The sequence below is a fragment of the Syntrophaceticus schinkii genome (assembly GCF_000946815.1).
GTDB lineage: Bacteria > Bacillota > DSM-12270 > Thermacetogeniales > Thermacetogeniaceae > Syntrophaceticus > Syntrophaceticus schinkii.
In genome coordinates, this window is the sequence record NZ_CDRZ01000227.1 from 1 (window position 1) to 11143 (window position 11143).

Consider the following 11143-nt stretch of genomic DNA (forward strand, 5'->3'; position numbering starts at 1 on the left):
CTTTCAAGTCACGGCGTCTTTGATGAGCTATGATGGCTATGTAAGCTGGAATACCAGGGGAATCGAGAGATGACCTGCACAGGAAGTGTTGATCTGGACAAGAACTTCGGTTTCCCCCAGGAGTTTTCGCGGCTGCCTATTGTGCGCGGCAGTGACCTTCATTTTCTCTGGTCCGGCAAACGAGAGAAAAAGGGACCTCTTATTGATGCCTGTATCCAGCATTTTTCAGCGGATTTTGAAGATAATCTGAGTACAGTTGTGGCAAATGCCCGCTCTGCGGCAGGGCTCCCGGCTAAGATGAACTACTGGACGAAGGGTAAACTGGAGGAGATCGGAGAGCAACTTGATCTTTACAGGAAAAAAGAATTTCTATTATCTGTTATGGCCAACAAAGAGAAGACCACCAGAGAACTGCAAGATGTAGATGGGAAACTGCGGAAGGTAAAGGAAACATTGGCTGCACTTACAAGGGAGCATAAGGAACTTGCAGGGGAGCGCCAGGCCGCTCTCTGCCTTACAGCTAAGTCATGGGAGAGAAAGCTGTCAGCCCTGCGAGCAGAATATCGGGAGGGTGGATATGAGCGCTGCTCCCGGGAGGACCTCCATCTCTGGGCTGAATCAGCTGCAGTGGAGCGGTCGCTCAGGGAAAAAGAGGATTCATTGAAAAGCCAAATCAGTGAAACAGAAAAAGAGCTTTTTGATGTGCAGCAGCGGCAGGCCAATGTCAGCCGTTCTTTGAAGGAAGCTGAGGAAGCTTATAATTTGACGAAGGAAACCTTGAGCCGGCTCCGGCAGGAAAAGGAAGAGAAAGGGAGAGTGCGCTCTGATCTGATGGCAGAGACGCGTACACTGTTGAATAGTGCCAGATCAGCGGATGCTCAGAGGAACAGGACGAAGTGGGCACTGGCTGTTGGGGCCTTACTTGTGGTTGCTGCAGCTGCACTCTTCATTGCCGGGCAGCTTCTTCCAGGAGGGTTTTTGCTTATCGGGGGATTGGCGATTTTCGGTTGGGCATTGTCGGTTTTCGGGATCTGTGGCAGGACTGTCAGGGAAGCGGAGGAGAAGATCCGGCATCTCACTCGGGAAGCCGGACTGCAGCCTGCAGGGACACTGGATGAGGTGGCAGTACTCTTGACAAGGCACTTCCAAAAACAAGATGATCTAGGGGACGAGGCTCTGGTGAAGGCAGAGCTGGAGTGTCAGGAGAAGGGGGAGAAACTCCAGAAGTTTGTCCAGGAGAGCCTCCTGTGTGAAAGGGAACAGAAAAGGTTTTCTGAAAGCCTGCGGGAATTCCGTTCATCTTTATTGAAGTGTACACGGGAACTCGACAGTGTTAAGCTCACACTGGAGGATCTGATGAGGAAAACCGGGAAGCCTGACCGCGGTTCACTGGAAGATGCTATAAAAGATAGGGAGCGTATGGAAAGGGAAATAGAGAAAGCTGTGACACGCCTGGGGACGCTCCTGGGCAGTGAGGAGGAGTGGAGGGAGAGGCTCTTCGCCCTGGAACCCCATCTTGAGCGGTACCCTGCTCCACGCCCTTTACAGGAACTCGATCAGCAAAAGGGGCAGCTGGAGGCAAAGCTGCAGGAATCAAGGAGACAGGAAGATGAGCTGCAGCGGTATTATGAGCAACTGCGCCGGCAGGAGTTGGAAGAAGCACAAAGCCTTTATGCCGCCGGTTGTGGGGATGTGGCCACACTTGCCCTGCGCTTAAAGAAGGCGGAGCAGGTGCTCAAAGGTGCCATCAGGGAGTCTTTGGCGGCTATTTGGGTGCAGCAGGTGGTGGAGGCTGCCAAGGAAGGTGTTGAGGAGATTCTTCTGGAGCCATTGGCCCGGGCAGGTGAAATTTTTTATCAGATCACCGGTCGTTATGATACCCTCAACTATGCCCGACAGGATGGTGATATAAAATTCAGTGTCAGCGAGCAGGAAACTACATACAGTGAGGATCTCTTAAGTGACGGTGCCAGGGCGCAGCTCTTGATCTCCCTGCGCCTGGCTCTGCTGGAAACGATCCTGGGGGAAGAGCCGGGGTTTTTGGTGCTGGATGACCCCCTGTTGAGCTCATCAGAGACCAGAAAACGGAATGCGATCAAGGTATTATTGGATTATATCAGGAAGGGTTGGCAGGTCTTCTACCTTACTGTTGACAGCGCAGCTGTGGAGATTTTTCGGGAATGTGGCAAGGAGCTGGTGGAATTCAAAAAGGTAAGTGATTTCTACCAATAAACGGGGCCAGGCTTGCTTTATTGCTTTATTCAGGTTGGATCGGAAATTATTGCGGTCCATTTTCCAAGCAACAGGACAATCTATTTATCCGACCTCAGACTTCCGGCTTCCGACATCTATTCCTGCCAGGCTTGCTTTAAGCAGTTGATCGGTAAGCCCGCATTGCCCTGTTGATGAAAATGGCTCAAGAGAACCGTCCCATATTGGTGGTTAATAGTTGGTCATTAGTCGTTGGAAAAAGGAATTGCCAGTTGTTTAAATTGGATCAGGAGAACCGTCCCCTTGATCCATATTTGGAGGTATGAAGATTGGAACCGGTGGAAAGAGTTCGTACATTTTTAGCAAAGTTTCCTTATGATATTCGGGTTATTGAGTTTGATGAAAGCACTAAAACCGCTGAGGATGCTGCCAGGACAGTGGGGGTAGAGGTGGGGCAGATTGCCAAAACGATCCTCTTCATTACAAGGGATGGCCCTGTATTGGTTACCACCAGCGGTGATGTGAAGGTGAGTCAGAGCAAACTGAAAAAACACCTGGGGGTAAAGGGCAAGTTGAAGCTTCCTGATGCTGCATTGACCCAGGAGATCACCGGCTTTCCCTTAGGGGGAGTCTGCCCCTTTGCGCTGAAAACCCAGGTACCTGTACTTATCGATGTAAGTATGCAGCGCTTCCCGGTGGTTTATATTGCTGCGGGTGGCCCCAAGGCGGTGGCAGCGGTTAATGTTGAACAGCTGCTGGAGATCACTGATGGGGAACTATGTGATCTTAGTGGTTAGTAAATATGAGATGTGGGAAGTGGGAGGTTGGAAGTGAGATGTGGGAAGTGGGATGTTGGAAGTGGGAATAGATGTATTGCGCCCTATTTCTCCAGTAGAAAAAATATTTCGGGAAACTCTGCCCGGAGTGGTTTCAGGTTATGAGGTGCGAGAGCAGCAGATCCAGATGGCTCTTATGGTTGAGCGGGGGCTGCTGCATGATGAGCATGTGATAGCTGAAGCGGGGACCGGGACAGGGAAGAGTTATGCCTACCTGATCCCGCTCTCTTTTGTCCGTCGGGGATGATGCAAGGATAGTTGTCAGCACAGCCACTATTGCCTTACAGGAGCAGCTGCTCAAAAAGGACATCCCCTTTTTAGAAGAGATACTGGGTATTGGCTATCGCGCGGAACTGGCCAAGGGGAAAGGCAACTACCTCTGCTTGCTGCGCTATCGGGAGGAACTGCAGAGCAGGGGTCTCTTTCCCGAAGATGACCTGGTGGATCGTCTCAGGGAATGGGTTGACCACACTAAGACCGGGGATAGAGCAGAGCTTCCCTTTGAACCAGGGGAGTCCTGGGGGATGGTGTGTGCAGATGATACCTGTCCGGGGCGCAAGTGCCAACTCAACAATGACTGCTTTTTTGTAAAAGCGAGGAAAAGGTTGCAGAGAGCAGGGATCATTGTTTGCAATCACGCCCTCTTTTTTATCAGATCTTAATCTCCGTGACTCGAGCAATGGTGCAGCAGCTCTCCTTCCGGAGTACCGCTATCTTGTTCTTGACGAGGCTCAGCATATAGAGTCGATAGCGCGGCACACCATGAGCACCGAGGTCTCCAATATGCGCCTGCATGTGATTCTTAACCAGCTCCGCAAGAGGGATGGCTGCCACCTTGATGCCTTGAACAAGGCCCTGGCCGTCAATGGGAAGTTTTTTGAGGCATTGGGCCGCGCAAACAACAGCAATAATTATCCCCTTCCCCAAAACTACGATATCTTCGATCTGGGTCAGGAATTGCAGTGGGCGGTTAAAGACACCGTCAGAATGTTTGATGTCGACCTTGTTGGTGAGCGTGAAAACGCTATCTTTAAATGCCTTGCTCGCTTCAATCAAGACTTAGGTGAGATTTTGGAGGCGGCTGATCCCGAGAAGGTTTACTGGGTGGAGAAAAGTGAGTACAGGAGACGCAGGCTGATCACCATGCATGCCACACCACTGAATGTCTCAGAGAGCCTGGATCGCCTTCTCTTTTACAATGATGATCTTTCCAGCGCTATTCTGACATCGGCTACCTTGAGCATCAGCGGAGATTTCTCCTTTTTCCGAGAGAATGTCGGCTGTTCCAGGGCATTGGAGATTTCTGTGGGGTCGCCTTTCTCCTATCAGGATCAGTGTCTGCTCTATCTGCCCCAGGGGCTTCCCGATCCGAGAGAACCCGGGTTTCATACAGGTGTGGCACCCTTCATAGAGGAGATCCTTACCCAAACAGAGGGGCGTGCTTTTGTTCTTTTCACCTCATACCGCGGGTTGAATGAGGTGTGGGACCTGCTAAAAGGTCGCCTTCCCTGGAAGCTGTTGAAACAGGGGGATCTTCCTAAAAATATAAGCTGATCGAAGAGTTTAAAGCTGACCTGCATTCTGTGTTATTCGCCACAGCCTCATACTGGGAAGGGGTGGACGTACCTGGGGAGGCACTCTCCTGTGTTATCCTGGTAAAACTCCCCTTTGCGGTACCCGATGACCCCCTTACAGAGGCCAAGATCAAATCCATAGAGCGTTCCGGAGGGAATCCCTTTTATAATTACTCCCTCCCACAGGCCGTTCTCCGGCTGAGGCAGGGTTTCGGCAGGCTGATCAGGTCCAGAGATGACCGTGGGATTGTAGCCATCCTCGACCCTAGAGTAAGGACGAAGCGTTACGGCAGGTATTTCCTGGATGACCTTCCTTCCTGCAGGGAGATAACCAGTCTAGATGATGTTGAACACTTATTAAAAGCAGCAGAGTGAATAATATTTGCCAAAATATAAGTTGAGGTGATCAAGTTGAAGAAAAGCCTGGAGATCAAAGTAACAGAAGAAATGCTGCTGAAAAGGGCGGGCGGCCGTTCAAACGAAAGAACAGCACAGTATTTACCAGAGATAATATCTCTTGGAGAGGGTTTGTTGGAACCAAAGACAGTTTACGATGTTTTTGCCATCGACAAAATTGAAGAGAAAAGGTTGTACCTGGAAAACGGTCAGGTATTTCGCAGTGAACACCTCTGTAAACTGCTGATTGGTGCGGAAAAACTTGTGGCAATGTGTTCCACTATTGGATCCGCACTGGAAAGGAAAGTAAGGGAGTTAAGCGAAGCAGGGGATATGTTAAATTCTTACTTATTGGACATATATGGTGCAGTTGCGGTTGGTTTATTAATGAGGAGTTTGTATCAGAGGATCAAGCAAGACTATGCAGGGTTTGGAATAACGGTGTATTTAGAGCCTGGTCAGCTGGACTGGAAGATAAGTGACCAGAGGGTTTTGTTTCAGCTTATTTCCCCTGAACAGATCGGTGTTTCTTTGAACGAGAGCTTTGTGATGAAACCTGTGAAAACTACAACAGGTGTTTTTGGGATCGGGGATATGGATAAGGTGAAAAAAGGGGTTTTTGCGTGTGAGGTTTGCCCAAAACGGAAGACGTGTACTTTTAAGCATGAAGCCGAGGAGTTGTTGCAGGACAGGGTTTAAAGTCCTGCAACAAAAACCCCGGGTCCCGGGACATAGCATGGGGTTGCTTACTTATTGGATAGCCATATTATAGTGGCTGTACGTTGGTTGCCTGCTCACCCCGGGGCCCATCTGTTACCTCGAACCTAACCCGCTGTCCTTCGCTCAGTGTTTTAAAGCCTTCTTCTTGAATTGCGGAAAAGTGGACGAAGACATCTGTTCCGTTTTCACTTGTAATAAAACCATATCCTTTGCGTTCGTCAAACCACTTAACTGTCCCTTCCAAAAAACATTCCTCCTTAGTAACTTGAATCTGTCCTTAGTATGCACCTGCCGGGGCTTTTAATACTTACCAGGTCTTTCCCGTGGGGTTCCCAAAATGTTAAAATATAAGAAACATGTAAAGGAGGACCCCTCATGAACGGAATGGCGCTCCTGGCTGTTGTCTACCCACCTGAAGATTCGATCATCGAAGGTGTTCTGCAGACAGCAGGGATCAAGGTATTGAAGCTGCGTGAATCTATAGCTCCTGTTGAGGGGATAGCCATTGGCCCTCTGGCAGAAATAAAAATCTATGTCCCCGAGGATCAATTACAGACTGCCAGAGATATCCTTTCCTGGGCCCAGCAGTAGGGTTGAAACAACGCTATTCCTTTTTGGGGAAGGCGTTATTGCCTGTAATCAATGGCCGTGATCCCGCGACATAATAGGGGATGCGCAGCACCTCGTTGATTTCCTCTTCAGTTGCACCCAATTCCCGCGCACGGTTGGCTAAAACCATTACCCCACGCTCTGATCCAATGTAGGCATCAAGAGCCAGTGAGATAAAAACCTTTGTCTTCTCATCTACCGCCCCCGGCCTGGTGGCAACTTCAATCACCTTGGTTACGGCATCATAGAATTCCTTGTCGCGCTTCCCGAGTTCCTGGACAAAGGGTGGAAAATTGGCCAAGTGTTTCACCTCCTGGTAGTTTTCTATCACTAGTGAGTTCTTGATCCGCATTATAAATTCCTGCAGTATTATCTAATATTGTACATTGAGGAGATACAAGCGCTCATCTGTTTTCAGGTAACAGTGCAATCCCCTTTTTCAACGGCTAACCACCAATCCAAAAACTGAAGCCGGAGACCGGAAGTCGGAAGCCTAAGAAATCCAGGATCTGCCTTGGAGCAGTGGGCAGTTTTTGTGATCCTTTTCAGACAACTATCATTACTTTTCTATGACTAACCACTACCCACCGAATTCGCTGTATGGGAAATGATTAGAAAACTCGTCTAATTTTGAAGGATTACAGCTTAAATAGACAGAAGTCTATAGGTTATATGTACCCTTTTTTGAAAAAGAAAGAGATGATCGCAAGTGTTTACAGACGGGGGGTTGCCCGAGAGGGATGGCAGAATCCTGGAAAAAGTTTTAGCGGGGCCGCTGGGCGATATTGCGGAAAAAATCTTGCAAGGAGAGCGCTTGACCAGGGAAGAGGGGATTCGCCTGGCTGAATCCCCGGATCTGATGGCTATAGGTTTCATGGCGGATTATGCCCGCAGGTGTCGGGCAGGAGATATAGTTTATTTTATCAACAACGCACACATCAACCACACCAATATCTGCAAAAATCTCTGTCGTTTTTGTGCATTTGGACGGAAAGCAGATGCACCTGGTGCATTTGTGCTGGCTTTGGATGAAATAGCCGCCAAGGTTGATGAATTCAAACATTACCAGCCTACAGAGGTGCATATTGTAGGAGGGCTTAACCCAGCCCTCCCTTTTTCATATTATGAGGAAATGCTGAGGATCGTGCGCAGGGCGCTGCCTGATGCGCATATCCAGGCCTTTGATGCTGTAGAGATCGATTTTTTGGGGGAGATCTCCGGGCTTGGAGTAGAGGGTGTTCTTGGTCGTTTGCGGGAGGTGGGGCTTGGTTCTCTTCCCGGAGGAGGGGCGGAAATCATCAATCCTGCGGTTCGCCGCGAGATCTGCCCCCAGAAGATCAGTGGAGAGCGCTGGCTAGAGGTTCACAGGATTGCGCACCAGATGGGCCTATATACCAATGCCACCATGCTGTATGGTCATTTGGAATGCCCTGCTGACAGGGTGGATCACCTGCTCAGGCTGCGCTCTCTTCAGGATGAGACCGGCGGCTTTTTAGCTTTTATACCACTTCCCTTTCACTCGGAAAACACATCTTTTTCTCACCTGCCGCGCAGCTCCGGGTTTGATGATCTGAAGACTGTCGCCCTGGCTCGTTTGCTTCTGGATAATTTCCTTTATATCAAATCTTTTTGGATCATGCTCACACCAAACCTTGCTCAGATTTCTCTGAATTTTGGAGCGAACGACCTTGATGGCACCGTAAGGGAGGAAAAGATCGCCCATGATGCCGGTGCTGCTACTCCGCAGTACCAGCCATCAGAGAGTTTTTTGCGGATGATCCGGGAGGTGGGGCGTATCCCGGTAGAGAGAGATACCGTTTATAATGTGATTCGGCGCTATAGTTGATGTGCTGGAAAAATAACAAAAGCGTGGGGGCCAGCTTGATGAATAGAGGGGAAGCCTTGGGAAAACCAAGGGTGGGAAGGGTAGGTTATATCAACTGTTTTCCGATATTTTACCCGCTGGAAAAGGGCTTGATCAAGCTTTCTGCCCAGATCGTGGCCGATCACCCCAGCAACTTGAATAGCCTTTTCGCTGCCGGGGATATCGAAGTGACAGCGGTATCTTCTATCGCCTATGCCCACCAATGCTCATCCTGTGTGGTTTTACCGGATTTGGCCATTGCCAGTGATGGGGCGGTTTGGAGTGTGGCACTGTTGAGCCGGGTGCCTTTATCCCAACTGAAAGGGGAGCGCGTTTCCCTGACACCATATTCCGCCACCAGCATAGCCCTCCTGCAAATTCTCCTGAGCAGGTTTTATGAGGTCGAAGTTGAGTATTTCTACAGGCCGCAGGGTGTGTCGCCCTGGTGGGGGGAACCTAAGGCAACTCTGGTGATCGGTGATGAGGCATTAAAGACCATCTACCGGTATTTAGAGGAAGATGAGCTTTGCGCAAACCAAAAATGCTATGTGTACGATTTGGGTGCTGAATGGAAAAAGTTCACAGGGAAGCAGATGGTTTTTGCCCTGTGGGTAGTACGGCGTGATTTTATGGAACAGCACCCGGTTTTGCTGCGGGAGACCTGGCTGGCACTGCAGGAGGCAAAATCCTGGAGCAGCAGGCATCGCAGGTTTATTGCTGAGCAGGCACAAAGCCTGATCCGCATCCCTGCGGAAATTATGGAAGACTACTTCCGGCATATTAAGTATGAGCTTTATTTGAACGGGTTGCACCAGTTTTTTGAGTATGCCTGGCACTGTGGGGTGCTTGACTCTCAGGTTCAGGCAGAGGTTTGGAGGGATCCTGTTGTCGAACCGGTTAAACATGGATGAGATCAGTGATAAGGTTTTTGGTGGGAAGCGGATTTCACCGGAGGAGGGGTCTTATCTCCTGGAAAAAGCGGATCTTCTCTCCCTAGGGTTGCTGGCAGATCAGGTCAGGAAGCAGAAGCACCCGGATGGTATTGTTACTTTTGTGATCGACAGAAATATCAATTATACCAATATCTGCTGCTGTGGCTGCGGCTTTTGTGCCTTTTACCGGCCGGCACGCCATCCGGAGGGATATCTGCTTACCAAAGATGAAGTTTTTCAGAAGATTGAGGAGCTGCTTGCTATGGGTGGAACCCAGGTACTGATGCAGGGGGGACTCCATCCTGGTCTGGACCTGGAATACTTCGAGGATCTCTTCAAGGAGATCAAAAAACACTACCCGGTTACATTGCATTGTCTCTCCCCTGTAGAAATCGACTACCTGGCGGGAAAAAGCGGGCTCCCTCTGGAGCAGGTGATTAAACGCTTACAGGAAGCTGGGCTGGATTCCCTTCCCGGTGGGGGAGCGGAAATTCTCGTGGAGAGAGTGCGCCGTGAGATCAGTCCCAAGAAAATTAGTGCACAGCGGTGGCTGGAGGTAACGGAAGCGGTTCATAGAATGGGGATGAAATCCACTGCCACCATGGTGTTTGGGCACCGGGAGACACTCCATGACCGCATCACTCACCTGGAAGAGGTGCGCTCCCTCCAGGATGAGACCGGGGGATTCACCGCTTTTATCCCCTGGACCTACCAACCAGGTAATACCATGTTAGGTGGGAGGGCAATCTCATCCTGGGAATATCTGCGTATGATGGCAGTGAGCCGCATTTTTCTGGATAACATTCCGAACTTGCAGGTATCCTGGGTCACACAGGGAGTGAAGATTGCCCAAATTGCACTTGCTTTCGGTGCCAATGATTTTGGTTCCACCATGCTTGAAGAGAATGTGGTGCGAGCCGCCGGCACCAGCCATTCCAGTTCTGAAGAGGAGCTTGTGGCCTTAATCAAAGACGCAGGTTTCAGCGCCGCACAGCGAGATAATTTGTATCGCATCTTAAAGCATTACTAACGTAGTCATGCTCACTACCGGGGCCAACCACCGGCTTCCGACCTCTATTCCCACTTCCAACCTCCCACTTCTCACATCTCATGGGATCAGGAGAACCGTACCCCCGATCTCTATTCTAGGTCGGGGAGTTTGAGGTTTTTGGCTTCCGGGAGCTTCTGCTGGTGGTCGTAGATGATGCGGGAGATTTTGGCGATGTTTTTGAAGCCTGTGTCCTCATCGGTAATTCCCTCGGAGAGTATAACAAGGATATAAGGTCGCTTTGAGAAGACGATCCCGGCATCTGTGGCCACTCCGATGATGCTCCCCTCTTTATGAGGGATTACCAGTTCAGGAGGCAACTCCCCCGGCAGACCCACATGGTAGACAGTATGGGCCAAGTCATTTAAGAACCTTCCTCCCTGTCCCGGATTTCTTTCCGCAAACCTGTAAGCCTCTTCCACGAAGGCTCCCATATCCTTAGCTGTGGTGGATGCGCTTCCAAAGGGGCGGGTGGTGTCAGGCCCCAGTTTTTTGATAAAGGCCATCACATTGTCATATCCCAGGTGGCGCACCAGCATATTATGGGCGACATTGTCGCTCAAAGTGATGGAGATGGTGGCCAGACAGCGCAGGGAGTAGGTATCTCCATGGCGTGCCACATACTGCAGATCCCCGGCCCCACCCTGGTAGTCGGTGTTTTTGTTGTAGCTGACCCGGTCCCTCCAATCCAGCTTTCCGGCAGCCACCTGTTCATAGAGATAGAGTACCACCGGCAGCTTGATCGTGCTGGCAGGAGGGATCGGTGTTTTCTCATTGATCCCGAATTCCTCTCCTGAGGCCAGGTCTTTTAAGTAAATACCATAGGTTCCCGGCAGAGTTGCTGTGAATTTTGCGACTTCTTCTTGCAGCGGCTGATAGTCGGGTTTGGGATTCAGCGGTTTCAGGGACGTGGGTTCCGATAATTTGCCCTACCGCAAAGACCAGCATAACAA

The 11143-nt window shown here is 50.2% G+C and carries 14 protein-coding genes; 11 read left to right on the forward strand and 3 right to left on the reverse strand.

Translation table 11 applies throughout. The features are described from left to right. Positions 1–69 precede the first annotated feature (69 nt). The 7 genes from SSCH_RS08055 to SSCH_RS08070 all read left to right on the forward strand — a co-directional run bounded on the left by SSCH_RS08055 (position 70) and on the right by SSCH_RS08070 (position 5716). A complete protein-coding gene (locus SSCH_RS08055) occupies positions 70–2232 on the forward strand; it encodes an ATP-binding protein (protein ID WP_044665014.1) in 2163 nt (720 codons plus the stop codon). A gap of 317 nt (positions 2233–2549) precedes the next feature. Further along, positions 2550–3008 carry a YbaK/EbsC family protein gene (locus SSCH_RS08060; protein WP_232294304.1) on the forward strand — a complete coding sequence of 153 codons (459 nt, stop codon included), beginning with the start codon at positions 2550–2552 and terminating at the stop codon, positions 3006–3008. A 40-nt stretch (positions 3009–3048) separates the two neighbouring features. Next, positions 3049–3294: a hypothetical protein gene (locus SSCH_RS16585; protein WP_156972191.1), complete on the forward strand. Its 246-nt coding sequence runs from the start codon at positions 3049–3051 to the stop codon at positions 3292–3294. Beyond that, on the forward strand, positions 3278–3709 hold the full coding sequence (locus SSCH_RS16590; protein WP_052835462.1) for an ATP-dependent DNA helicase: 432 nt from the start codon (positions 3278–3280) through the stop codon (positions 3707–3709). The genes SSCH_RS16585 and SSCH_RS16590 overlap by 17 nt, the downstream gene beginning before the upstream one ends. Beyond that, positions 3672–4601, forward strand: a complete 930-nt coding sequence (locus SSCH_RS16595) for an ATP-dependent DNA helicase (protein WP_052835463.1) — start codon at positions 3672–3674, stop codon at positions 4599–4601. The genes SSCH_RS16590 and SSCH_RS16595 overlap by 38 nt, the downstream gene beginning before the upstream one ends. Positions 4602–4630: 29 nt before the next feature. Continuing rightward, the gene (locus SSCH_RS16600) at positions 4631–4996 is read left to right on the forward strand and encodes an ATP-dependent DNA helicase (RefSeq protein ID WP_052835464.1); all 366 of its coding nucleotides are present in this window, start codon (positions 4631–4633) and stop codon (positions 4994–4996) included. Between the two features lie 27 nt (positions 4997–5023). Further along, on the forward strand, positions 5024–5716 hold the full coding sequence (locus SSCH_RS08070) for a hypothetical protein (protein ID WP_232294300.1): 693 nt from the start codon (positions 5024–5026) through the stop codon (positions 5714–5716). Positions 5717–5783: 67 nt separating this feature from the next. On the opposite strand, the gene SSCH_RS08075 is transcribed toward SSCH_RS08070, so the two are convergent. Continuing rightward, entirely contained in the window at positions 5784–5981 is a 198-nt protein-coding gene (locus SSCH_RS08075) for a cold-shock protein (protein WP_044665017.1), read from the reverse strand. Between the two features lie 131 nt (positions 5982–6112). Between SSCH_RS08075 and SSCH_RS08080 the strand changes: the two genes are divergently transcribed. Further along, complete coding sequence (locus tag SSCH_RS08080) at positions 6113–6328, forward strand: putative signal transducing protein (protein ID WP_044665018.1); 216 nt, start codon at positions 6113–6115, stop codon at positions 6326–6328. Positions 6329–6341: 13 nt separating this feature from the next. Here the strand turns inward: SSCH_RS08080 and SSCH_RS08085 are convergent, their stop codons facing one another. Then, positions 6342–6698 (reverse strand): carboxymuconolactone decarboxylase family protein, encoded by a 357-nt coding sequence (locus tag SSCH_RS08085; protein ID WP_232294301.1) that lies wholly within the window; start codon positions 6696–6698, stop codon positions 6342–6344. 375 nt (positions 6699–7073) lie between these two features. On the opposite strand from SSCH_RS08085, the gene mqnE reads away from it, so the two are divergent. The 3 genes from mqnE to mqnC are packed head-to-tail and all read left to right on the forward strand — an operon-like array spanning position 7074 to position 10172. Then, positions 7074–8192, forward strand: a complete 1119-nt coding sequence (gene mqnE / locus SSCH_RS08090) for an aminofutalosine synthase MqnE (RefSeq protein WP_232294302.1) — start codon at positions 7074–7076, stop codon at positions 8190–8192. Positions 8193–8230: 38 nt separating this feature from the next. Next, the gene (locus tag SSCH_RS08095) at positions 8231–9121 is read left to right on the forward strand and encodes a menaquinone biosynthetic enzyme MqnA/MqnD family protein (RefSeq protein ID WP_044665019.1); all 891 of its coding nucleotides are present in this window, start codon (positions 8231–8233) and stop codon (positions 9119–9121) included. After that, entirely contained in the window at positions 9096–10172 is a 1077-nt protein-coding gene (mqnC, locus tag SSCH_RS08100; protein WP_232294303.1) for a cyclic dehypoxanthinyl futalosine synthase, read from the forward strand. Before SSCH_RS08095 ends, mqnC begins: the two co-directional genes overlap by 26 nt. 110 nt (positions 10173–10282) lie before the next feature. Here the strand turns inward: mqnC and SSCH_RS08105 are convergent, their stop codons facing one another. Then, on the reverse strand, positions 10283–11095 hold the full coding sequence (locus SSCH_RS08105) for a serine hydrolase (RefSeq protein WP_084711027.1): 813 nt from the start codon (positions 11093–11095) through the stop codon (positions 10283–10285). Positions 11096–11143: the final 48 nt, after the last annotated feature.